The sequence below is a fragment of the Paenibacillus albiflavus genome, assembly GCF_004344915.1.
Classification (GTDB): Bacteria; Bacillota; Bacilli; order Paenibacillales; family NBRC-103111; genus Paenibacillus_AM; species Paenibacillus_AM albiflavus.
The window spans coordinates 95602-118550 of record NZ_SKFG01000021.1; the positions used below are offsets into that span (position 1 = coordinate 95602).

23 protein-coding genes and 1 riboswitch are annotated in these 22949 nt (G+C 41.9%); of the genes, 11 read left to right on the forward strand and 12 right to left on the reverse strand.

Features of this window, described 5'->3' with window-relative positions:
• Positions 1-51 precede the first annotated feature (51 nt).
• The 3 genes from E0485_RS18120 to E0485_RS18130 all read left to right on the forward strand — a co-directional run bounded on the left by E0485_RS18120 (position 52) and on the right by E0485_RS18130 (position 1261).
• A complete protein-coding gene (locus tag E0485_RS18120; protein ID WP_132419480.1) occupies positions 52-384 on the forward strand; it encodes a YtrH family sporulation protein in 333 nt (110 codons plus the stop codon).
• Positions 381-875 carry a hypothetical protein gene (locus tag E0485_RS18125; RefSeq protein ID WP_132419481.1) on the forward strand — a complete coding sequence of 165 codons (495 nt, stop codon included), beginning with the start codon at positions 381-383 and terminating at the stop codon, positions 873-875. Before E0485_RS18120 ends, E0485_RS18125 begins: the two co-directional genes overlap by 4 nt.
• 86 nt (positions 876-961) lie before the next feature.
• The gene (locus E0485_RS18130; protein WP_132419482.1) at positions 962-1261 is read left to right on the forward strand and encodes a YtpI family protein; all 300 of its coding nucleotides are present in this window, start codon (positions 962-964) and stop codon (positions 1259-1261) included.
• A 7-nt stretch (positions 1262-1268) separates the two neighbouring features.
• Here the strand turns inward: E0485_RS18130 and E0485_RS18135 are convergent, their stop codons facing one another.
• The 8 genes from E0485_RS18135 to E0485_RS18170 form a co-directional block, all read right to left on the reverse strand.
• Complete coding sequence (locus tag E0485_RS18135; RefSeq protein WP_235857618.1) at positions 1269-2606, reverse strand: DRTGG domain-containing protein; 1338 nt, start codon at positions 2604-2606, stop codon at positions 1269-1271.
• 89 nt (positions 2607-2695) lie between these two features.
• Positions 2696-2953, reverse strand: coding sequence for a hypothetical protein (locus tag E0485_RS18140; protein WP_132419484.1), 258 nt, complete (start codon positions 2951-2953; stop codon positions 2696-2698).
• A gap of 71 nt (positions 2954-3024) precedes the next feature.
• Positions 3025-3852, reverse strand: coding sequence for a PRD domain-containing protein (locus E0485_RS18145; RefSeq protein WP_132419485.1), 828 nt, complete (start codon positions 3850-3852; stop codon positions 3025-3027).
• Complete coding sequence (locus tag E0485_RS18150; RefSeq protein ID WP_132419518.1) at positions 3849-5291, reverse strand: PTS transporter subunit EIIC; 1443 nt, start codon at positions 5289-5291, stop codon at positions 3849-3851. Before E0485_RS18150 ends, E0485_RS18145 begins: the two co-directional genes overlap by 4 nt.
• Before the next feature lie 59 nt (positions 5292-5350).
• Complete coding sequence (locus tag E0485_RS18155; protein ID WP_132419486.1) at positions 5351-6190, reverse strand: carbohydrate ABC transporter permease; 840 nt, start codon at positions 6188-6190, stop codon at positions 5351-5353.
• Positions 6191-6195: 5 nt separating this feature from the next.
• The gene (locus E0485_RS18160; protein ID WP_132419487.1) at positions 6196-7164 is read right to left on the reverse strand and encodes a carbohydrate ABC transporter permease; all 969 of its coding nucleotides are present in this window, start codon (positions 7162-7164) and stop codon (positions 6196-6198) included.
• 116 nt (positions 7165-7280) lie between these two features.
• Positions 7281-8585 (reverse strand): ABC transporter substrate-binding protein, encoded by a 1305-nt coding sequence (locus E0485_RS18165; RefSeq protein ID WP_235857620.1) that lies wholly within the window; start codon positions 8583-8585, stop codon positions 7281-7283.
• 231 nt (positions 8586-8816) lie between these two features.
• Positions 8817-9980: a DUF445 domain-containing protein gene (locus E0485_RS18170; protein WP_132419488.1), complete on the reverse strand. Its 1164-nt coding sequence runs from the start codon at positions 9978-9980 to the stop codon at positions 8817-8819.
• A 108-nt stretch (positions 9981-10088) separates the two neighbouring features.
• Here E0485_RS18170 and E0485_RS18175 point away from each other — a divergent pair, with 108 nt between their 5' ends.
• The 4 genes from E0485_RS18175 to E0485_RS18190 are packed head-to-tail and all read left to right on the forward strand — an operon-like array spanning position 10089 to position 14861.
• Positions 10089-11255 carry a YheC/YheD family endospore coat-associated protein gene (locus tag E0485_RS18175; RefSeq protein ID WP_132419489.1) on the forward strand — a complete coding sequence of 389 codons (1167 nt, stop codon included), beginning with the start codon at positions 10089-10091 and terminating at the stop codon, positions 11253-11255.
• A 2-nt stretch (positions 11256-11257) separates the two neighbouring features.
• On the forward strand, positions 11258-12625 hold the full coding sequence (locus E0485_RS18180; RefSeq protein ID WP_132419490.1) for a YheC/YheD family endospore coat-associated protein: 1368 nt from the start codon (positions 11258-11260) through the stop codon (positions 12623-12625).
• Positions 12625-13773 carry a YheC/YheD family endospore coat-associated protein gene (locus E0485_RS18185; protein ID WP_132419491.1) on the forward strand — a complete coding sequence of 383 codons (1149 nt, stop codon included), beginning with the start codon at positions 12625-12627 and terminating at the stop codon, positions 13771-13773. Before E0485_RS18180 ends, E0485_RS18185 begins: the two co-directional genes overlap by 1 nt.
• Entirely contained in the window at positions 13770-14861 is a 1092-nt protein-coding gene (locus E0485_RS18190) for a YheC/YheD family endospore coat-associated protein (RefSeq protein WP_132419492.1), read from the forward strand. Before E0485_RS18185 ends, E0485_RS18190 begins: the two co-directional genes overlap by 4 nt.
• Positions 14862-14911: 50 nt before the next feature.
• Here the strand turns inward: E0485_RS18190 and E0485_RS18195 are convergent, their stop codons facing one another.
• Positions 14912-15586, reverse strand: coding sequence for an HAD family hydrolase (locus tag E0485_RS18195; RefSeq protein ID WP_407944861.1), 675 nt, complete (start codon positions 15584-15586; stop codon positions 14912-14914).
• A 192-nt stretch (positions 15587-15778) separates the two neighbouring features.
• Here E0485_RS18195 and E0485_RS18200 point away from each other — a divergent pair, with 192 nt between their 5' ends.
• The 3 genes from E0485_RS18200 to nagA are packed head-to-tail and all read left to right on the forward strand — an operon-like array spanning position 15779 to position 18527.
• Positions 15779-16624 (forward strand): MurR/RpiR family transcriptional regulator, encoded by an 846-nt coding sequence (locus E0485_RS18200; protein WP_132419493.1) that lies wholly within the window; start codon positions 15779-15781, stop codon positions 16622-16624.
• Positions 16625-16638: 14 nt separating this feature from the next.
• The gene (gene nagB, locus E0485_RS18205) at positions 16639-17364 is read left to right on the forward strand and encodes a glucosamine-6-phosphate deaminase (RefSeq protein WP_132419494.1); all 726 of its coding nucleotides are present in this window, start codon (positions 16639-16641) and stop codon (positions 17362-17364) included.
• Positions 17364-18527 carry an N-acetylglucosamine-6-phosphate deacetylase gene (gene nagA, locus E0485_RS18210; protein ID WP_132419495.1) on the forward strand — a complete coding sequence of 388 codons (1164 nt, stop codon included), beginning with the start codon at positions 17364-17366 and terminating at the stop codon, positions 18525-18527. The genes nagB and nagA overlap by 1 nt, the downstream gene beginning before the upstream one ends.
• Positions 18528-18629: 102 nt before the next feature.
• On the opposite strand, the gene E0485_RS18215 is transcribed toward nagA, so the two are convergent.
• The 3 genes from E0485_RS18215 to E0485_RS18225 form a co-directional block, all read right to left on the reverse strand.
• A complete protein-coding gene (locus tag E0485_RS18215; RefSeq protein WP_132419496.1) occupies positions 18630-19433 on the reverse strand; it encodes an FG-GAP repeat protein in 804 nt (267 codons plus the stop codon).
• Positions 19434-19538: 105 nt separating this feature from the next.
• Positions 19539-20312 (reverse strand): 3D domain-containing protein, encoded by a 774-nt coding sequence (locus E0485_RS18220; protein WP_235857621.1) that lies wholly within the window; start codon positions 20310-20312, stop codon positions 19539-19541.
• Between the two features lie 10 nt (positions 20313-20322).
• A riboswitch (cyclic di-AMP (ydaO/yuaA leader) is annotated at positions 20323-20503 on the reverse strand.
• A gap of 224 nt (positions 20504-20727) precedes the next feature.
• The gene (locus tag E0485_RS18225) at positions 20728-22014 is read right to left on the reverse strand and encodes a hemolysin family protein (protein WP_132419497.1); all 1287 of its coding nucleotides are present in this window, start codon (positions 22012-22014) and stop codon (positions 20728-20730) included.
• A 108-nt stretch (positions 22015-22122) separates the two neighbouring features.
• Here E0485_RS18225 and E0485_RS18230 point away from each other — a divergent pair, with 108 nt between their 5' ends.
• Positions 22123-22914: a DUF1836 domain-containing protein gene (locus E0485_RS18230; RefSeq protein WP_132419498.1), complete on the forward strand. Its 792-nt coding sequence runs from the start codon at positions 22123-22125 to the stop codon at positions 22912-22914.
• Positions 22915-22949 lie beyond the last annotated feature (35 nt).

The following is a 22949-nucleotide window of genomic DNA, read 5'->3' on the forward strand; positions in this document are numbered from 1 at the left end:
ATGTGAGACAAGTCAGCTTACAATCTTATGCGACCTAGGGAGGTGCGGCAGATGACTTCATTCGTATCGAAAATGATTGATGAGTTTTTCATCGCTTTTGGCGTGGTGATTGGAGGTTGTATTTTGGCTGGGATTGCAGCCGTAATTACACTTAAGAATCCAACGGAGCAGATGGAGCTGATTTCGGAGAATATTAAAATATGGGCGGTTGTTGTTGCAGTTGGAGGAACGATTGATCCGATACGATCGATTCAGAGCAACTTTCTTGATGGTCAAATTTCGCCTGCAATCAAACAAATTTTATATATTTTAGCCGCTTATTTAGGTGCGCATCTTGCTACAACCCTTATCCAATGGATTGCCAAAGGAGGAGTCGAGTCTTGAAGGGGCTTGCTTCCATCTCTTTCACCCAAGGAATAGGACTTCTATTATTAGGAGGGATTATTGGAGCTGCGATCTTCATGCTCGTCTACCATCATAATTTCAGTGTCATTGTGGATGAGAATCACATCCTGCGCAATCAAACGATTGAGTTAACTGAAGATCTTGATCATATGCGCAAGAACGAGAAGAAGAGCACCGTCATTAAACAAATCGATGCCCGTTTACAAGAGGATGGGACTCAGCATTTAACTGCCAGCCTGAAAGAGGAGCTAGAGAAGAAGGTACGCGCTAGCCTTAAAATCGTATATGAACAGAAAATTACGACAGCCAAGGAGAACATTCTAGTCTATGAAAAATTGATAACGAATCGAAACAGCTATCTGGTTCTCGACAAGCATTTTAATGTCACGGTCAAGTTTTTCACCTTGATCGGCACGGAATTGACCGTTTGGTTCACAGCCAAAGAAGTTCATCTTCCTGAACCTGAGTAATGAAATTGTCACGCTTTCTCCCTTGCATTCCAATCTTATTCACTCTACATTATTAGAATAATAGTTCTCTTGGGAGGAGTCTTTTTGTGATTCTAACATTTCAGTATATTTTGTCAGCGTCAATCATCATCACACTTGGATTGTCGGTATTCTATGCTTTGCGATATCGAAGACAATCCGATCCGATTCGACGAGGCATACTTGCTGCACGAATGAATATTTGCATGGGCTTAATGCTCATCCTGTTCTCGATCAGCCAATTATTCTTTTTTACAGATACTGCGGTTAGGCGAATTATCGGCACCATTTTTATGCTAGTTGGATTATTTAATTTATATTCCGGCTTGCGCAATCACGCGGCTTTCACCAGAAACAAAAAGTCCTAGTAATTTACTAGGACTGATCAATAAATTGAGCGGTTAGCATGGCTCTTGCTGCAACTGTATCATTGCAATAAATATTGACATCGATTTTGACGAATTTACGAGTGATATCAATGATGGTTGGATGAATTTCGATGACGTTCTCGATTTGAAGCGGTCTGATAAAGTAACTGGATATATTATCCAAAACCAGATCTCCCTTCTTATAATCTTGAACAACGCGGAATGCGGCCTGATTCATTAAGGTCATAAGTAAACCCTCGGATACCGTACCCAGATAATTGGTCATTTGCGGCGTTATACTGCCTTGGAATACCAAGCCGCCAGATTCATTCCGTGATTCCGTAAAACCTCCCCACATCTGCATTTCAAATGTCTCACTGCTATGCTGTTCCTTCTGGATATGCTGCATAGCCTTCAGAACATCCTGACGAGAGATGACACCGACAATTTTGCGGCTGCCATCAACGACCGGAAGCAATTCAATCCCCTCCCAGACCATCATATGTGCTGCTGAGGCAACGGAAGTGTTGCGATTCACAGTTAGTGGATTGCGCGTCATCAATTTCTCTATCGTAGACCCCTCAGGTGCTCTTACGACGTCCTTCGTCGTTACAATCCCAATTACGCGATTCCATTCATCCACAACAGGATATCTGCTGTGATGCGTTTCTTCAACAAGTTTATTCCATTCCTTGCTTAAGGCACTTGCTTTCAGGGTATACACATGCCGATCAGGCTTCATGATATCTTCAACAATCATGATTTTCTTCTTAATTAATCGGTCATATAAGGCTCGATTAATCATCGATGCAACCGTGAAGGTATCATATGTAGATGAAATAATCGGCAGACGCAGCTTATCTGCTAACGCCTTAACTTCTTCTGATGTCGAGAAACCGCCTGTTATTAAGACTGCAGCGCCTGATTGAAGCGCACAGATATGCGCCTTATTACGATTACCTACGATAAGAAGCGAGCCAGGCTCAATATAGCGCATCATCGCATCCTGCTGCATAGCACCTATAACAAATTTATTTAAGGTCTTGTTAAGTCCTCCAACGCCGCCTAAGACGACACCTTCAACGATTCTTACAACTTCCTCGAATGTTAGATTATCAATATTCTGACGCAGCTTCTTCTCAACACGGACTGTACCAATTCGTTCCTTCGTCGATACAAGTCCGATACTCTCTGCCTCTTTAATTGCGCGATAAGCTGTGCCTTCACTAACGGACAGATTCTTCGCAATCTTACGTACAGAGATTTTACTACCAAGCTTAAGCTCTGTAATATAATTTAAAATTTGTTCGTGCTTCGTAGTTTCAAGTGCATTCTTCGTCGACAATCTATTCACCTCACAACGACATTGCTTGTAACCTAAGACCTGTAGTTTCTTAATAATTACTATTATTATAAATGAAAAACACAGCAGAATCATCTGCTGCGTTGAAATTGTCTCCTTTTCCTCATTTTCGCAATTCGATCTAGCTCGTCTCTCGTCTCTTGATCTACACCAAAAAGTTCATGTAAATGAGCGGATATAATAAGCAAAGCGAAAAGGAGCCAAACAACATTAAATAATGTCTGCAACGACTCTACTTGATCCATAAATACTAATCTTGGGATTGCATAGATAAGCATGCCAAGAGCAGCGGTCAGATATAAAATATTTTTCAATTTGAGCTGTTTCACGATCATCACTCCAATCCTATCCTACAAGACTTGTACACTTTATTGTATGAATGGAAGGAGGTGGATATGCTTTATTCGGTGACATTAAATCGCTCTAAATGCAGAATGAGAAAGCCAACCTCATCCTCAGGAACTTCGATTTTCAAATGTTTATGTACGATAGCAGTAAGCTGCTTTGCTCTTTTATAAGATTGGGGATATTCCTCAATTATAGTCGTTAGAAGTGGATTTCGAATCGGTTTATGATGCTTAACGCGATCGATCAAACTTTTGAGATGGGTAATGAATCGAACGGTAGAGAAGCTATTATTGAACTGAATGCCAATGCTTCTTGCTTCATCCATCAAACTTGAAACCAGCCTGACTAGCTCAAGTGATTCGACAGTTTTGACCCGACTTCGAGCTGCATGAAAGTGCATGGCAAGAAACGCAATTTCATCATCGGGCAGTACGACATCCAAATGCTCATTAAGAAACTTAACCGCTTTATCCGCTATAGCATATTCTTCACCATAAAGGAGCTTAATCTCATAGGAGAAGGGATTGGTGATGGCAATTCCCTTCTTGCATCGTTCAACCGCAAAATTGATATGATCGACTAAAGCTGCATGAATTGTCTCAGAGAACTGGCCTTCTAAATGTCCTTGCGCAAATGCGATCACTTCTTCCGTAATCCCTATAATTCTTGCATCTACGGCATTAATAATCTGCTCATAATGTTCAACCACTTCTGATGTATAGATTAGAAATTCTTGTGTAATCTCTGAACCATCGACAAACATGCCAGGAGTGCGTTTAAAGCCAATTCCTTTGCCAAAAACAATTGAATTCTTCCCCGTAGAAAGTTTCGCCATCACAACATTGTGAGACAGCACATGCACAATTTTGCGAATAATCATACAATCCTCCCTACACCTCGTGCCGACATCAAGGCAAGAATTCCATCTTTTATCAATTCCGAATCCGTTCCAAAAACAATATGCACATTCCCTCTACCCATGTTCATCAGCCCATAGGCACCAAGCTTTGTGAAATCAGCTTCCTCCAGAATCATTTCATGCTTCAGCTTCAATCTTAATCTAGTAATGCATGCATCCACAGTTTCAATGTTGTTCAGTCCACCAATTTGTCTAATGACCATCGAAACTCTTTGTTCTAATGTATACGTCTCCGTAATCTCATCCGTATCAGACTCGTGAACTTCTCTTCCAGGCGTCTTCAATCGAAGGAGCTTAATACAGCCAATAAAGACAAAATAGTAAACGATGAAATAACCAATGCCGATCAAGACAATAACAAGCGTATGTTTACCTGAGTTCCAGTTCAACATCAAATCGATTAAACCTGCCGAGAAGCTAAAACCAAGCTTTACATCAAGCAAATGCGTCAACATAAGAGCCGTCCCCGTCAGAAACGCGTGAACAACATAGAGTACAGGGGAAGAGAACATGAAAGCGAATTCAATCGGTTCCGTCACGCCAGTAAAAAAGCTTGTTAACCCTGCACTTAGCAAAATCGATGAAATAACTTTTTTTTGCTTCTTATGGACAAATTTGATCATAGCAAGCGCTGCAGCCGGCAAACCAAACATCATAATCGGAAAGAATCCTGTCATAAAACGACCCGCACTCGCATCCCCAGCAAAAAATCTAGTCATGTCTCCATGCACGATCTTCCCTGTTGCTTCCGTGTATTCCCCAATTTGATACCATGCGATTGAATTTAGAATATGATGCAAGCCTGTCGGAATTAATAACCGATTGAGGAACCCATAGGTAAAGACGCCAGCACCACCAGCAGACATAATCGTTAAGCCAAGCTGCCTGATCCATTCTTGAACGGTAGGCCAAATAAATCCGATTCCAACCCCAACTGCTACCATCGTCAGCGATGTAATGATTGGAATGAATCGTTTGCCGCCAAAAAATCCAAGCACCTTCGGAAGCTGTAAATTTTTGTATTTTCGATAATAAACAACCGTAATAAACCCTGTCATTATGCCGCCAAGTACACCCATATCCAAATGATCAATGACGACCTGATTCGCATCCAGCGTATCAAAGTTATGAAGTACATTTTGGAAAACAAGATAACCAACAGTAGCGGCAAGTGCAGCTATGCCTTCACCACCTGTCATACCAATCGCAATACCAATTGCGAACAGAAGCGGTAAATTGTCAAAAATAGCACTTCCACCCAAATGACAAACCTTAGCGATTTGTATCAAGAACGGATGATTAAAATCTACTTTACCGATTCGAAGGAGAATTGCAGCAGCTGGAAGTACGGCGATAGGGATCATAAGTGATCTTGCTATTGCTTGTAGAAAACCGAGAATTTGGGACTTCATCTTAAGGATCACCTGACTATTAGTACGATCTTGTAATTAATTTTACTTTATTTGACAGCACCTGCTGTAATTCCTCCTGCAATCTGCCGTTGGAACATAAAATATACAATAAATACAGGGATCATAGAGATCAGTAAGGCAGCAAATAAAGGACCCCATTCTGTTTTGTACTGCATTTCGGCCTGCATAACAGCGATTCCAACTGGTAAAGTATATTTGTCCGGTTCGTTAATAAGTACAACACCATAAATGTATTCATTCCATATGTTCAGAAAGTTCATGATCGTGATCGTAATCATGCCTGGCTTCGCCAGTGGCATCATAATGCGGAAGAATGTGCCAGAATGAGAAGCACCATCGATGTAGGAAGCTTCCTGAATTTCACGAGGCAGTGTTTTGTAGAAGCCAACTAATACAAAAATGCTAAAAGGAAGCTGATAAGCCGCATATACGAGAATAAGTCCTGTCAAAGAATTGCCTAATTGCAAAGTGTCTAATAAGAAAAACAGCGGTATAAGGCCCATAATCAAAGGAACCATCATCGCTGCTATATATAGCGTGTAAATCGTTCCACTAAGCATAAATCTAAAGCGTGCAAGAATGTAAGAAGTTGTGGAAGATAAAATAAGAGCAAGAAGTGAGCTGCAAATCGTTACAACAATCGAATTGAAGAAATATCCGCCCATATGATAATTCGTCCATACATTCGAGAAGTTCTCCCATACAAAAGGTAACTTGGGTAAGTCCCACGGCTTCCCTAAGAAAAATTGCTTATTATCCTTAAGCGATCCAAATAACGTCCAGAATAAAGGATAAATCACAAGGAATGACCAAACAACAAGAATCAGATAGACAATCCCTCTACTAAGATATCTCAACAGTCTCACCTCCGTTACAATTCATAAGTTTCTTTGCGTAATAGTCGCGATAAAATTGCAGTCGTTAGTAATGAGGTAATGAGAATTAACACACCAATTGCAGCAGCATAGCCCATATGGAATTGCCTAAAGCCCATTTGATACAAATAAGAGCCCATCACCTGTGTCCGATTATCTGGACCACCCTCTGTCATTATCCATACCATAACGAATGAACCATTGAGTGTAGTAATCGTGATGTGGATGATTGACACCTTTACTTGTTCCCATATTAGCGGAAGTGTAATTCTAGTAAATTGCTTCCACTTCGATACGCCATCAATTTCACTTTGCTCATAAATCTCACCGGGAATAGATAAGATCGCAGCGATCAGTAGAATCATGTAGAAACCAATCCCTGCCCAGATCGAAGGCCATACGAGTGACCACATCGCTGAATCTACATCGCCAAGCCAGACTTTCCGAATCAGATTATCGTCTGACCTAAATAGATTGATAATATTATTCAGGAAGCCTAGCTCTGGATGATAGACCGCACGCCATAGTACAGCAATAACAGCCACTGAGATGATGTTCGGAATAAAAAAAGCGAAGCGAAAAAAAGATGAACCCTTCACCTTTAGTCTTGTAATCGCTACTGCAAATAATGTTGCAATCGCCACAATTCCTATTACTTTCGTAACGACGAGGAAATAGTCGTTCATGATAGCCGTACCGATGATCGGGTCTGCAAGCATTTCTTTATAGTTATCTAATCCTATGAATGACATCGTCTCAGCGCTGCCAGACCAATCAAAGAAACTGACGTATAAGCCTCGCAATAACGGATAGATCGTGAATACGCAATAAAAGATAAACGTTGGCAATAGGAAAGTCAGAATGAAAAGATTACGTTTGCTCCTATCTGCATTCTTCGTTTTATGCAGGATAGGCTTGCGTGGTGTATTCGTGCTTACAAGATGATCGAGAGTTGCATTCGACATAAATCAACCTCCGTCATATGACATTCTATGTTAAATGTGATTATCAATGAGAAAAAAACTGGTAAAGTGAGAACAAGGGCAATAACCCTTGTTCTCACTTTACTTAAGCCCATTATTTATTTCTTCTCACGAGCCTTCTTCGCAGCAGCTTCCATGCGCTCAATATACTTATCCACATCAATTTCACCTGATGTTAGAGCTACAAGCGCATTGTTGCGAGCTTCTTCCACGTCTTTATCCGGAACAACTGTCGGAGCTGTTATTGTTCCTGGATCAAGGAAGAATTTCATAGCTGCTTTAGACATCGATCCTGCTTTGGAGGATTCCAGGTCAGCTTTATAGTTCATTGGAACACCCGATAGCTCAGCCCATTTAACAGCGGATTGCTTTGTGAAGATGAATTGCACGAATGCTTTCGCAGCCTCAACATTCTTCGCTTTCTTCGCAATTGCCATTGTGCTTGTATACGGTACTACAACTGATTTTTGCCCTGGATCAATCCCTAATGAAGCGATGAATCCAAAATCAAAGCCCGAAGGAACGTTGTCTCCCATTTCATTTTGTACCCATAAGCCATTCGGGATAAATGCATCTTTATGCTGTAAGAATAGCATTTGAGAATCAGTGTGATTGATCGCTTTGGAAGCAGGATCGATAAAGCCTGCATCACGCATTTTCACAATTTTCTCGAGCGCTTTTCTCATTGGCTCCGATTTGTAAATGCCTTCTTCATTCTTCTCGATTTTGACTAGAATTGAAGGATCCCCGCCATTGGCTGCGATAATAGCTGAATCTAGGAAGCCTCCGCTTATGTAATAAGGATATTTACCTGTATGGATGTAAGGAAATACGCCTTTGCCGGAATCCTTAATTTGCTTGCCAACTGCCATAAATTCATCAAAGTTTGTCGGCACCTTCCAGCCGTTGTCCTTAAAGAAATTAATATCATAGAATGTACCCCATGAACCGTACACGAGTGGAATCGTGAAATTCTTCCCGTCATAATCCTTTGGCTTGGCAAAAAGCTGATCAACAAGCTTCTCGCCATCTACGTTCTTCGCATCTTTGATCCAATCTGTAATATCTAGCAATTGATCGTCAGTAACCATCTGGGTTTCGTTAGAACCAGCGCCATCAATATACACGACATCAGGTGGATCGCCCTTGATCCAGCGGGGTTTCATTTGATCGTTAATTTGTGATCCAGCCGTTTGCTTGACTTTAAGACCAGGGTTAGCAGCTTCGAACTCGCTAATGATTTGCTTCCACCACTTATCACCGTAGCCTCCAACGAAGTATTGGATTTCTAACTCGCCTTTAACTCCTTTAGATGCAGGAGCAGTTGAATTGCTTCCACAGCCCGCAATCAAAGCCAGCATCGAAGCTGTGGTTAATATCGCCACGCCTGTTCTCTTTTTCACTACATACTCATCTCCCTTTTATCTAAATATTCAAATATTCGTTCAGAAACCCGTAGAAACAACAAAAAAGGGCAAAGTTAAGAAGACGAATCTTCATAACTAATGCCCTTACGGTTACATGTTATGGGTTTGCGAACTTATCCTTATAATACAACTAATTCCAGAAAACGTCAATCTGAAAGTAGCGAACTTCTGATCTATACAATCATTTATTTGACTGCATCTTGCAAATCATTGCTGAAGGATATAAATAAACGTTTGAATTAGACCAATAACTCCGCCGAGTACAACACCTAACCAGGTAATCGCACGGAACTCTTGTCCTGATACACTCAGAATAATTCGCTCCAACTGCTCGATCGGGAAATTCACCACTTGTTCTTCTACGATCTTAGGCAAGTTAATAGTCTTTATGATCGATTCTATACGATCTTCTAGCCTGTTAAGACTCCAATCGACGATAGCCGGAATTCGTACTAGGATCGAATCCATTCTTGGTCCTAATAGCTGCGCAACCTTAAGCTGCTCCATACGATCTAACCATTGCCCCCAAGGCATTTGCTCCAAGCGAGTACGGATGCGATCAAATCCATCATCTTTGGTAATCCATTCAAAAACTTCACCTAATGTGATCCGCTCATAATCACTTATTTTGTTCTGAATAAATCCACCGATCATCGCATGTACGGATGGTGAATCGAGTTGCTGAATAATCGCTCCGCGTACACGAGTCACCATTTTATCCTCATCTACAAACAGCCCAGCAAGCGTTCCTAGGAAACCGCCAGATTGCTCCATAAATTGCCCAGTTATTCGTCTAAGCATACGTTCACCCTGCAGGGACGTTAATTCTTTCTTAATCGATACAATTAAGGAATTGACGATTGTGTCAGCTAATTGTTCCTTACGCTGCTCATCCCAGCCAGGAAGTAACATGCTTATCTGTTTCTCTCTTAATTCCTCTGATTGAATTAGCCATTGCACAACATCCACCGATTGATTCTGCAACCAATTAACCAGCTTCTCTTTCATCGAAGTCCATTCATCTAAGGTTAAATATTGCTGTACAAGCTCGGCAATTGTACAATCCTGTGTACCGAAATTCTCTACCCAAGCTTGAAGCTTGTCCTCAATTCCTTGTCGTAATTCAGGTTTACGAAGCGCGCTTGCTAATCCTTCCGAGGTAACTAGATGATCGCCTACCACTTGACCGAGCGACCTACTGATCTCATCTCTACGTTTAGGTATAAGACCCGGGGTAAACGGCAATTTCTTGCCCCATAAATAAATGGGCTTACGGGGGTGAAAGAGCATCTTAATTGCAAAATGATTCGTCAAACCCCCTACAAATCCAGCAGTTCCAACATAAAGTACACCCATCCAAAACAAATTCATATAGCCATCCTTTCTTATCTACGCCAAGCACCAAGGAGTTTATGTCCTCATATGATGGAGTAGTTAGGGCATTTATCAAGAATTCCACTTTACCTTAAAGAGGTGATCATGATGCTCACTCTTATCAAGCCAAACACGACCCAACGCTTAGGTATTATGGCTGCTCCGAATGGAAGCAATAACTTTCCGTTTGCAGATCATAACTTTTATCGACAGCTATGCATCACTGGTAATCAACTGAACCTCGAGGTGTTCATCTTTTCACTTGAAGCTATCGATTGGAACACGGAATCTGTCGAAGGCTTCACTTATAAAGTGGATAATCAGAAATGGGCCAAGAACTCTTATCCTCTGCCCAAGATTATATACGATAGATGTTTTTATCGCACCCCTAGTTCATTTGAAAAGTATAGAACACTACGCAGCAGACTAATCCGAATGCCTGGAGTTTATTTGCTTGGCAACGGACTTAAGGGTAAATGGGAAGTTCACCAAACTTTAAATCGAGAACCAGATCTTAAAGCCTATCTCCCCTTCACTAAGCCACTCAAATCAGTACAGCAATTAATGAAATGGCTGCAAATGAATCATGAAGCCATCTTAAAGCCATCTGGCGGCAGTCAGGGTCGAGGCGTGCTGCATATCAGGAGAAGAACGCAATTACAGCCCGAATTCCAGCTTCATGGCCGTGATCGCCAAAATCATTATATCCATTATCATTTTGACACCATGGATGAATTGCTAGGTTGGATTCAAGTCTTTACAACTAACCATCATTACTTACTTCAAGAACGTCTAGTACTGGTAACAGAGGATGATGTTCCATTTGATGTTCGATCTTTAATGCAGAAGAATGAGGTTGGTCTTTGGCAGCTAACCGGAACTGCCATTCGCTATGGCAAGTCTGGAACATTGACTGCAAATCTACACGGAGGCGGTTCTGCTACCCATCCAAATGATTTCCTATCCAAACTATTCGGAAGCATGAAAGCCAAGGAGCTCATTCAAGACGTAACAAGATTATCTTATCAAATCTCGTCAACACTTGAAACTTACCACGGAAGACTTGTGGAGCTCGGGATTGATTTTGGGATCGATATGAATGGCCAAATCTGGATCCTGGAGGCGAATTCCAAGCCGGGACGTACGATTTTCACACATTTGCAAGATTTCAAAACACATAAGCGATCCATCTATAATCCAATTCACTATGCTAAGTTCATGTACAACCGATATATAAATCAGCCTTCGCAATTCATTCAGGAGGGTAACTAACAATGAGTTTGACAACTTGTATATTGCATTCAACGAAAGATATTAAAAAGACGGTCTTTTTCTCGAATGAGCTTGCTCGGGCACTGCAATTAACGAAATCCAAAACCATACTGCTTCGTGTTGGCTCTAAGTCAGTCTCTGTACCTCTCAAATTTTCAAAAAGAGCAGGGCAGCATCTGTTTATCCCAGCTTCCGTTATAAGCAATCTGCGAATACCACGGCTTGGAACGTGTATGATTAAATCGACAAACGGTAAAGAAATCCAACTAGGACCTGTCATAGGAGTATTAACAACAATCGCCTCGCATTCAGGCAATCCATTCGGAGCACGCACATCATTCATTAAACAAATCCTGCGAACTGGGCAAAATAAATCATTCTTTATCGCATTTGGTCCTCATGACGTGAATTGGCAAGAGGAAACGGTAAACGCCTATATCCTTACAACTGGCGGTAGATTTATTCGTAAAGTTGTACCTGTTCCTGACGTTGTCTATAACCGAATCGCTTCTCGTAAAGTAGAAAGTCAAGCGATCACCCGAGATTTCAAGGAAAGCTTCGTCAGACGCAACATACCACTCTTTAATTGGAGTTTCTTTGATAAATCGGATGTCTATAATTTATTGAAGCATGATGAGACATTCACCCATGTACCTGAATCGATCACCAATCCGACATCAACTAAATTAAAGGAAATGCTCAAGACATACCGCTTTGTGTATTTGAAACCAACGGCAGGATCGCTTGGTTTTGGCATTTATCGCATTACTTATCATCCAGGCAAAGGCTACTTCATCCGCTATCGCAATCATGGAAAGAATATTCTGCTTCGTTACAGCAACTTTGACGGTATTCTCAAAATGCTTCGAATGAATCACGGTGGCATGAATCGATATATCGCACAGCAGGGAATTCGGTTAATCGAAATTGATCATTGCCCGATTGATTTCCGATTCCACATGACGAAGAATGCCAATAACAGATGGGAAGTAGCAGCAATAGGTGCAAAGAAAGCTGGACGCGGAAGTGTAACAACCCATATACGAACAGGAGGCTCTTTGTTCTCGCCTGAACAAGTCCTAAAAGAAGTATTTGGTTCACGCGCTGATGTAGTTCTAAGTTCAACCAAGGAAACAGTAATCAGGCTTGCAGAAGCAATAGAGCGCAATTACCCGCATCGATTAGGAGAGCTCGGCTTCGATATCGGGATTGATCAGAATGAGAAGATTTGGATGTTCGAAGCGAATTCTAAGCCAGGACGAACGATTTTTAAACACCCATCTCTTAAAGAACAAGAAAAAGTTTCGCTTGAAAATATTTATGAACACTGTTTATTCTTAAGCAGGTTTAGGGCTAGGAGGGAGGAGTAATGTCCAAATCTCTCCGAGTTAAATCGGTTTCCAAACCTAGCCCAACGATTGGTATTCTAACCGTTAGCGACGATCATCAATCTTTTCGCGGGAATATTTCTAATTTTATCGATCTCATACAAATCGGACAAAAGTTAGGTGCGAATGTTTTCGTGGTAACAACGGATGAACTCAGCTTATCAGGAGAGACAACTCCTGGCTTCAGCTATGATTTTGAACGTAAAACCTGGGTTAAAGAGCATTTACCCATCCCTAATGTCATTTATAATCGCGTTCCCAATAGAAGCTTTGAAATGCAACCACAGGTGCAGCTCAAAATCAAATCATGTATGCGGAATAAACGGGTGAAATTATTTAATCCTTCATTTTTCAATAAATGGACTTTATTCGAATGGTTAAGCAGTACGCCAGAAACTCAAAAATTCATTCCCGCTACACATCAGTTAACGAATGCAAACGAACTCGAAATGATGATTCGCAAGTTCCCGACGATTTACTTGAAACCAATCAGCGGTAAAGCAGGCAAAGGCATCATGCGAATCGATCACAGATCAGGCAAGATTAGGCATCCCATTAAACAGTTGAATTTTCAAAACAATAGGCACACGCAAAGGTCTCACTATACAACCATGTCTACTTTATGGAACAAAATACAGGCGTATCGCAAGTCACAGGATTACATCATGCAGCAAGGGATAGATCTCGTTAAATATAACGATCGTCCCTATGATTTGCGCATTCTAATTCAGAAATCGAGCCAAGGCAAGTGGAAGGTATCAGGTATTGGCGCTAGACTTGCTGGTGATTCCAGCATCACTACGCATGTACCTAGAGGAGGCTCAATTGAAGATCCAGCCGAATTGCTCACCAGTTCTTTCGGAGAGAAACGTGGCAATTTCATTCTAAGACGGGCTAAGTATACAGCTTTGCTCATTGCCAGAACAATTGAGAATAAATCGGGTCAAAAGCTCGGGGAGATGTCCATCGATCTCGGAATAGACACCTCTGGTCAGGCATGGTTCTTTGAAGCTAATTCCAAACCAATGAAGTTTGACGAACCGCATATTCGCACTAAATCGCTGGAGCGCCTTATACGTTACTGCAAATATTTATCAAACGAAACAAGTAAGAAGGTGGGCGATAAATGAGCCTGCAGACGCTTGGCGTCATTGCCGTATATATCAACAATAACAAAATTGAGGAACTCGATTTCTTTCGTAAATTAAGCGTGTACAGTGGCAAAGAAGGACTTCAAATTGCGTTATTTACACCTCAGGATGTAGATGATCATAAATCAGAAATTCGAGCTTTATTCTATGATAAAACATTGAAAAAGTGGGTTCGTAAACGAACGCCAATCCCGACTCTCATATATGATCGTTGCCGCTATCATGGTAAAGCCACGTACCAGATGCTTAGCAAGTTCAGACGAACTCATCCTAACTTAAATTATATAGCGAAGCCACTTGCCAACAAATGGTCGATTCACAATGTACTATCGGGCCATGCTCGCATTGCAAGCTCAATTCCTGAAACCCATCCCTACTCTTCTGCTTTACTTGAAAAAATGCTTAAAAAATACCGTTCAATCTATCTTAAACCGCGAAATGGAACAGGTGGTAGAGGCATAATTCGAGTAAGCTATTTGGAGGATGGGACTTATCAAATTCAAGGAAGATATAAGAATCGTCAAATCTTTAATGCTGAACGAGTTCAGCTCAAACAATTGCCCTCCAAATTGAGAAAACATTACGTAAACGATCAATACATTATGCAGCAAGGCATAGCATCACTACTCGTAAATGGCAGAGTATGTGATTTTCGTTTACTTATCCAAAAAAATGGAGAAGGAAAGTGGGATGTAACAGGCTGTGCGGGCCGTATTGGACCAACGCGAAGCATAACCTCGAATCTGCACGGAGGCGGCAAAGCCATTACGATAGGAAGCTTGCTTCAGCAAAAATTCACCAAAAGCCAAATGAGCACGATCAAAGAGAACATGTATGATCTAAGTACGATTATCGCAAATGCGCTTGAAGATCATTATGGCTCCTTATGTGAACTGGGCATCGACCTAGCCGTCGACCCGCATGGGGATGTATGGCTGCTCGAGGTCAATCCGAAGCCTTCACGTGAAGTATTTAAACGCATAGGTGAACAAAACACCTACCTCACGGCAATAACCAGGCCGCTTGAATACGCAAGCTGGCTGCTAAAGAAGGAGCAAGAGAGATAAATAAAAAGCATCTGCAAAGCCGCAATAGACGACGAAGCAGATGCTTATTTTTAAACCAAATGGTTAAGAATATCGGAGAATGAAGTAATTCGCAGATCGGCGTCCTTCAGCTCACCTGATGAACGGAATTTTGCATAGTCACAACCAACCGCTATTAAATTGTTGCCAAGGGCTGCTTCCATATCAGAAGAACGATCCCCTACCATCCATGCCGAGCGTATTTGATGCTTCTCTAATAACAAGCGGACAAGCTCAACCTTGGATGCTGTCTTATATTCACCTGCACTGTATAAGTCCTCAAATAATGGCTTGATCCCCGTATAATAAGCAACATCTTTCACATATGGCTCCAAACCGTTAGAAGCAACGAACAGACGAATACCACGCTCTTTGAGAATCCGAAGCGTCTCTTCAACTCCTTCATATAGCTCGGGTTTGCCATTTTTCAGTTCATCAATTTCATATTCAAGCAGCAAATCATCGGCTCTCCTATGCGTTTCTTCAGAAGCATCAGGCATAACCCGCTTCCAGATTGCAGCTAACAGCATGCCTAGAGAATTCAATATATTCTCAACTGGCGGAGTTTCACCTTCATATAGCTTCTCATCCCGCAGCGAATCAAACATTCGGTAATAGGCATCAATCAAGATAGTCTCTGTTCGGAAAAGAGTGCCATCCATATCAAAAATCATGGCATCGGGTTGATCGTATTTCTTGGTCATCATGCATACCCCTATCTATTATGTATATTATTGTTGCTCCACTCACCCCCATCATGCTCGAACAGAAAAATATTGTCAATGAAACGTGTTATAATCCATTGAATTTTTATTGGTAGTAAGGTATGATTGATATGAAAATATTTTTCTTTTTATTAATATTAATTACAAAAAACTTTTTCAAAAAAGAGTGGTGCCATGTCTTCTATTTTAATCGCAATTCAAGAAAAGCAAGATCGTTTCAAACGCCAAGAACTAAAGCTTGCTAATTATATCCTGAACCACTCGCAAGCAGTTGTATCTATGGGCATTACGGAGCTTGCCAAAGAGTCTGAAACAAGCACTGCAACGATCTCGCGATTCTGCAAATCCTTGCATTTTCAGGGTTTTACCGATTTTAAAATGAAGCTATCTGCGGACTTAGCTCAGACCCCGTTACCTAATTTATATCAGGACATCGTAGCTGGAAACTCATTCGAAAGTATTGTTACCGCGATTGAGTCCAACCATCTTCGTTCGATTTCGGATACAACGAGGCTGATCGATCAGAAGCAGCTCAAACTAGCTGTTGATGCACTAGCACAGGCAGGACAGATCGATTTGTACGGTGTGGCAACTTCGGGCATCGTAGCGCAAGACTTCTATCAAAAGCTGCTGCGAGTAGGCAAGCGAGTCTCCGCCTTTGCCGATCCACATATGCAGATCACCACCGCCTCCACCCTTCAACCAGGAGATGTCGCCGTCGGGATATCGTATTCTGGAGAAACAGAGGAGACGATAACCGCCTTAACCTGCGCCAAGGAACGCGGAGCCACTACAATCTCGCTGACGAAGTACGGGGCAAACACGTTATCCAGCCTATCGGATATCAAGCTATTTTGCTCCACGCTTGAAGAAGGGATGAGACGCGGTGATATGGCATCCAGAATCGCCCAATTGCATGTTATTGACGTAATCTTCACATGCTTAGTAAGTCAGCATTTTGATGAATTAGTTCCACTATTGGAGCAATCGTACCTTATGGTTAAAAAATATCGTAGCTAAGGGAGAAATAAAAATTGATTATTCACAAGTTTGAAAGTCAACAGGCATTAAATGAAGTTGGAGCTGGTATGATTACAGCATTAGCACAAATGAACCCGCATGCTATTATCGGTCTGGCAACAGGCGGTACGCCAGTGGGTATTTATGAAGAAATCGTTAAGAGCTATCAGAAGGGACGCGTATCCTTCCGCAATGTAACAACATTCAACCTGGACGAATATGTAGGTCTTCCTGAGGATCACCCTGAAAGCTATCATTCTTATATGAGACATCACTTGTTCGATCATATTGACATTCAGTTGAACAATACGAATATACCAAACGGCAATGCTTCTGATCCTAGTGTAGAATGTGGACAATACGATGCTTTAATGGAAAAAATGGGGCAAGTGGATCTGCAAATTCTAGGGATTGGTCATAATGGCCATATCGGATTCAACGAACCTGCCTCCGAGCTTAGAAGCGGCACACACTTAGTTGAGCTTAAGCAAGAAACGCGTGAAGCGAATGCTCGTTTCTTTGATTCCATTGATCAAGTACCAACACATGCACTTACAATGGGTGTAGGTTCAATTCTGAAAGCTAAATCCATCATGCTAGTTGTACGTGGCGCGGATAAAGCTAAGATTGTGAAGCAAGCTCTTACAGGTCCGATTACAACAGATTGTCCAGCAAGCTTATTACAAACACATCCGCATCTAATCGTATTATTAGATAATGAAGCAGGGAGTGAATTATAATGTCCGCTCAAAAAGAATTCTGGATTGTTAATGCCAACATTGTCACTGAACAAGGAATCGTGACCAATGGCTCAATTCAAGTGATCGGATCAACAATTGCTGCCATCCATGAGAATGGAGCAGCAGCACCGCAAGGAGAAGTCATCGATGCTCAAGGAAGCTGGGTATTGCCAGGCTTCATCGACGTTCACGTGCACGGCGGCTATGGCGCAGATTTTATGGATGCAAGCAAAGAATCTCTGGATACGATTACTCGCTTCCACAGCTCAATGGGTACGACATCCATCGTTGCGACTTCCATGACTGCACCAAGGGAAGCCCTTGATGATGTGGTTGAATCCATTGCAGCTTATCGCAGTAATCCAATGCCTTATGCACAGGTTGTCGGGCTACATCTGGAAGGACCGTTCCTTAACCCTAGCAAAATCGGCGCACAAAACCCTGATTACGTTGTTCTGCCGCAGATCGATTGGATTCAAACATGGTATGACAAATACCCTGGTCTCATCAAAACGATTGCACTTGCACCTGAACGCGAGGGAGCGCTTGCTATGATCGAATGGTGCCGTGACCACGGTATCGTTACAGCTGCAGCGCATACAGAGGCGACATACGCTGACATGCAAGCAGCAGCTAAGCACGGACTCAGCCACTCCGTGCATATGTATAACGCCATGAAGCCGCTGCATCACCGCGAGCCAGGCACTGTCGGCTCCATTCTTACAATGGACGAAGTGTCCGCAGAGATCATCGCTGACGGCGTTCACGTACACCCAACCTGCATTAAGCTGCTCGCAGCGATGAAAACGCAGGAGAACCTGCTTCTCATCACAGATGCCATGTCCGCTGCAGGCTTAGATGATGGCCTCTACCAGCTTGGCGGTCAAGACGTGCTGGTTAAGGGTGGTGTCGCTCGCCTCAAAGACGGTGAGACGCTCGCAGGCAGTACGCTTACAATGATCCGTGGCTTTCAGTTCCTTGTGGAAGAAGTCGGTCTTAGCGTAGAACAAGTAAGTAAGCTTGCATCAGGCAACCCAGCCAAGCTGCTTGGATTAAGCGATACAATCGGTTCAATCGCTGCTGGCAAGCATGCCGACCTACTGCTCGTTACACCATCATTCGAGCTTGAGCGCGTATATGTACAAGGTCGTCAAATTCAGTAAGTAAGCTTCGTTCTTCGAACTTTATTACATTATGATAAAAGCCTAGGTAGATACGAATTCCGTACCTTCCTAGGCTACTTTATTGCTTATTAACAAGATAATTTACTTTGATGGTTCAACTGATGCGAACATCAAGCTCCAATTGTTCAGATACGAATTCCATTTCCATAAGGAAACGATATAACCGATCGTATCCGCATTATAGATACCGCTCATTCGCTGGATCCCAACGAGTGAGCACTGCGTTTCATTCACTGCATGAATTGGCTCAAGCTTGCTGAACGCATTAATCGATACATTGACTGGTTTAAGCAGTTTACCATTCTTGTAGATTCCCTCGCGATCATACAATGCCTTCCGATGGCTTAGATCTAGCGTATAAACCTTGCCAGTCTCCTTAATCGTTATTTGTACGAGATAATGATCTTGGTATACGCCAACTCCCGTTAACGGCTGCGGCAAAGGAAGAGATACGGATTTATTATTTTTCACAGTAAATAAATAGTAATCAGAATCTCCTGAGCTGCCACCGGTTTCAGCGCCCACTAATATATCTGCAATCCCGTCTCCATTCATGTCACACAGCTTCATATAGGGATTATATCCACCCATCGGAACCTGAGTCACAGTTATCTTCTTCTCATTAGAGCTTACAACAACTACATTTAGTTTTTCATAATACGGACTGTCTGGAGAATTCTTAATTCCATACAGTACAATCTGATCAGCCCCATGGTCCCCTGTTACGTCTGCTGTAAGCATCTGAATCGGAATTCCGTACTGCTGATCAGGAATTTGATTGGTGGACTTAAATGAACGATTAACAGCCTGTGCATCGCTTGGATTAGTTTCCACCATCATCACTAACATCATTAGAATAGCAAGCGCGCGAATCATCCGATTCATTCTGAGTACACTCCTATGTTACAAACTCATTTACGCTATTAGTATGTATAAACTCAGATAAAATATAAGCCGCCTTCCCTATTTTTAGGAAAGGCGGCTTTCTATTTATTTAAGAACGTATACCTTTACGTTTTGTAGGCCAAATTGTTGTACATAACTCATAGAGCCTGGAAGGAAAATATCAATCTTATTCCCTTTAATCGCACCGCCGACATCACTTGCGACAGCCATCATACCATTGATTGGCATGCCTGTATAACTATAGCCAACAATAAATAGTTTCGATTTAAGAGGAATGACATTCGGATCTACTGCAACAGTTCCTAGTTTAAGAGAATTACCAAAATAATCGACGCCAGCCCAGCCGCCATTCTCAGAAGCATCTCCGGAATAAGCACTAGCTGTCATGGATAACATTTTGCTGTATGAGAATGTACCTGATGGCGTCTTCACTGTGTTTCCTGAAGCATTAGAACCTTGTTCAGGCTTCTTACTAGTACTAGATTTAGGTGAAGATTTCTTTGCCGGTGCAGATGATGTAGATTGCTTAGCTTTCGTTGCTGGTTCTTCTTTCTTGGTTACTGCAGCTTCGACTACTGCAGAAGCACTAGCGGCTACTGTAACCGGCTCCGCCATTTCAGTTGCGGCAACACGCAGAACATCAAGATCTTTTAAGTACATCGACATAAATAATTCCATACAATGGGTTTCCGGTGTGACGTCTACCTTCTCGGATATAATATCATTCGATACATTCACTGGATAATAATCACGCGTTGTAGTTCCGACCATTGGAGCAGCCATTGCTGTAGTTGACATCGCAAATAAGGATACACCAAGCAAAGCAGCTACAAACTTATTTTTCATAACCTTTTTCATATCTCTATCTCTCTCCCTTTCTAGTAACCTACGAGGTTAGTTGTCGGGTTCGGGCTTAGGAGTTTGCCCTGCATGTCTTACATGCTTCACCCCAGATAAATGAATCTAGGAATCTCACACATCCATTGAAGTTCATCTATCATGAAAATCATCCCCCGCACTTCTAAGTGAAGTTTCGGTTTATGGCACAAACTTAGCATATATTTTGCACCTGCTAAACACACAAGAATTGGTAATTAAGAGATCATGAGAAAGGCTTAAACAAGAAAAAAAGCAGCAGAGACAAGGGTCTCAGCTACTTTTTCTCCTACTTTTGTAAGATATTGTATAAGTAAAGATTAATATCTTACTCATCTGGCTCTATTCATTTTCTCATCATTTTCTCATTTTTCATCGTCGTTTTGTATACGAATGATCACTTCATTTTCTTAACTTCTACTTTGCGTATCCGGTGTTTTGTTTTTTCTATTATCGTAAATTCATATCCTTTGTATATGACGGTATCTCCTGTTTTCAGGACATTGTTCTGACTATACAGCCAGCCACCTATCGTATCAATTTCCTCGTGCTCCAATTCGGTATGCAAAAGGGCACTCAGCATCCCTAATGAAACTTTGCCATCTACAATATAATGAACTTCACCCACTTGCTCGATGTCCCGTTTCTCTTCTGTATCGAATTCATCGCGAATTTCGCCCACGATTTCTTCTAGAATATCCTCGATAGTCACCATTCCCGACGTACCGCCATACTCATCTATAAGAAGCGCAAGCTGTGACTGATGCTTCTGCATTTGTTTAAGCAAGGTTTTGATCGGAATCGATTCGGATGCAGTGAAAACGGGATGAATCAGCTCCTCCAAGTCCAAGTTTGGATTGTCTTCGTGTCCTAAGAAGAATTGCTTCGTATTCACGACGCCTACAATATGGTCCTTGTCTTCTTCAATAACCGGAAATCGGGTATACTGCTCTTCCTTAATGACCCGCAGATTCTCCTGCAGCGTTGCATTGACGGACAAGCATATCATATCTGTCCGCGGAACCATTATTTCACGTGCCAACAAATCGTCGAATTCAAAAATACGATTCACATAGCCGAGCTCACTTTGATTGATTTTACCACTCTCATAGCTCTCATTCAGAATAATTTTCAATTCCTCTTCAGAGTGCGATTCATCATGCTCCTTCGCAGGCTTAAGTCCGAACAGTCTGACCAAAAAATTCGCAGAACCATTCAAAATCCAAATGAAGGGATACATGATTTTATAAAATATAATGAGAGTAGGCGCAAATAACAGGCAGATTTGTTCGGCTTTTTGAATCGCAAGCGTCTTGGGGGCGAGTTCCCCAACAACCACATGCAAGAACGTCATGAGAGATAGCGAAAGCACAATAGCCACCCATTGGGTAATTTCAGGAGACAGGTTCAGAAGATTAAACAATGGCGCAAACAAGGCATGTACTGTTGACTCCCCTAATGTACCAAGCCCTAGCGCAGTCATCGTGATCCCTAATTGACAAGCAGATAAATAACCGTCCAAATTACTCGATACTCGCTGCACAGCTAACGCATTCTTCTTGCCCTCTAATACGAGCTGATGAATGCGACTAGGCCGCAGCTTCACCATTGCAAATTCCGTTGCAACAAAGAAGGCAGTTGCTACAAGAAGTAAGACAACAATTGTCAGGTTCATAAGTGGCATAAATGGCATTCTCCTCGTGTATGACAAGCACCCAAATAACGCTTTGACATTCTAATCAGATACTCTTATTATAAGTTCATAAGAACTTTTACAAGCGGAGGTGGCAAGATGGAAACCTTTTACCTCACGAGAAAAGAAATGTCCCAGTTACTGAAATCTTTGCAAGGATCTGTGCACAAAACACCTCTTGCTAACCTTCAGGAATTCTGGGTCAAAACACATCAAAAGGAAATACAATTCGGCAAATCACTCGATGCCTTCATCTCTACTTCTCTCCCACCCATATTCGAAAAAATGATGAAAATGGGTAACAAGGATGCAGGCTTTTCGCTTAATGATATTGTTGCCTTAGGCAGCCAAATCGAATACACGCAGTTTGCGATTACATCTGTACAGAATTGGGTTAAGCGGGACTTCAAAGACTTGATCGGTTGTCCACAATTAGGCAAAAAGTATTCACTTGAACAAGCGGCTATTCTGTTCATTATTGAGGATTTAAAATCCTCTCTTGATTTCGACTCGATTCGAAAGCTGTTGCTGCTTCTGTTCCACGAATATGATAATGAGACGAATGATATCATCAGTCCAATTGAGCTTTACGCTGCTTATTCTTCCATATTCGAGGATTTAGATCTAAGCAAAGCGCATGTAATGGACAACGAGCAGCCGAGTCTTGGTCATTCTGAAGCCAATCAGGATCATCTTATGGAAGTTCTCGTGACACAGAAAGCTGAGCGCTTTATGAATCAGTCTGAGCACCTCCAAGGACTTCATTTGGAGAAGAAGCAGGCTGTTACCAATACCATCATCACATGCTTGCTTGCGGTTCAAACTTCCTATTTTCAATCATTAGCGAAGCGCTATTTAAATGCCACGTTATTCTTGAAGAATTTGAATTAATTTTGTGGTATAATGAGGGTAGTTGCCTTAAATTA

Excerpts from the sequence above, each read along its gene's own strand:
- E0485_RS18120 (WP_132419480.1), top strand. The coding sequence starts at position 52 with ATGACTTCATTCGTATCGAAAATGATTGATGAGTTTTTCATCGCTTTT.
- E0485_RS18145 (WP_132419485.1), bottom strand. The coding sequence starts at position 3,852 with ATGATTATTCGCAAAATTGTGCATGTGCTGTCTCACAATGTTGTGATG.
- E0485_RS18160 (WP_132419487.1), bottom strand. The coding sequence starts at position 7,164 with ATGTCGAATGCAACTCTCGATCATCTTGTAAGCACGAATACACCACGC.
- E0485_RS18170 (WP_132419488.1), bottom strand. The coding sequence starts at position 9,980 with ATGAATTTGTTTTGGATGGGTGTACTTTATGTTGGAACTGCTGGATTT.
- E0485_RS18175 (WP_132419489.1), top strand. The coding sequence starts at position 10,089 with ATGATGCTCACTCTTATCAAGCCAAACACGACCCAACGCTTAGGTATT.
- E0485_RS18180 (WP_132419490.1), top strand. The coding sequence starts at position 11,258 with ATGAGTTTGACAACTTGTATATTGCATTCAACGAAAGATATTAAAAAG.
- E0485_RS18185 (WP_132419491.1), top strand. The coding sequence starts at position 12,625 with ATGTCCAAATCTCTCCGAGTTAAATCGGTTTCCAAACCTAGCCCAACG.
- E0485_RS18190 (WP_132419492.1), top strand. The coding sequence starts at position 13,770 with ATGAGCCTGCAGACGCTTGGCGTCATTGCCGTATATATCAACAATAAC.
- E0485_RS18195 (WP_407944861.1), bottom strand. The coding sequence starts at position 15,586 with ATGATGACCAAGAAATACGATCAACCCGATGCCATGATTTTTGATATG.
- E0485_RS18200 (WP_132419493.1), top strand. The coding sequence starts at position 15,779 with ATGTCTTCTATTTTAATCGCAATTCAAGAAAAGCAAGATCGTTTCAAA.
- nagA (WP_132419495.1), top strand. The coding sequence starts at position 17,364 with ATGTCCGCTCAAAAAGAATTCTGGATTGTTAATGCCAACATTGTCACT.
- E0485_RS18215 (WP_132419496.1), bottom strand. The coding sequence starts at position 19,433 with ATGAATCGGATGATTCGCGCGCTTGCTATTCTAATGATGTTAGTGATG.
- E0485_RS18220 (WP_235857621.1), bottom strand. The coding sequence starts at position 20,312 with ATGAAAAAGGTTATGAAAAATAAGTTTGTAGCTGCTTTGCTTGGTGTA.
- E0485_RS18225 (WP_132419497.1), bottom strand. The coding sequence starts at position 22,014 with ATGCCACTTATGAACCTGACAATTGTTGTCTTACTTCTTGTAGCAACT.
- E0485_RS18230 (WP_132419498.1), top strand. The coding sequence starts at position 22,123 with ATGGAAACCTTTTACCTCACGAGAAAAGAAATGTCCCAGTTACTGAAA.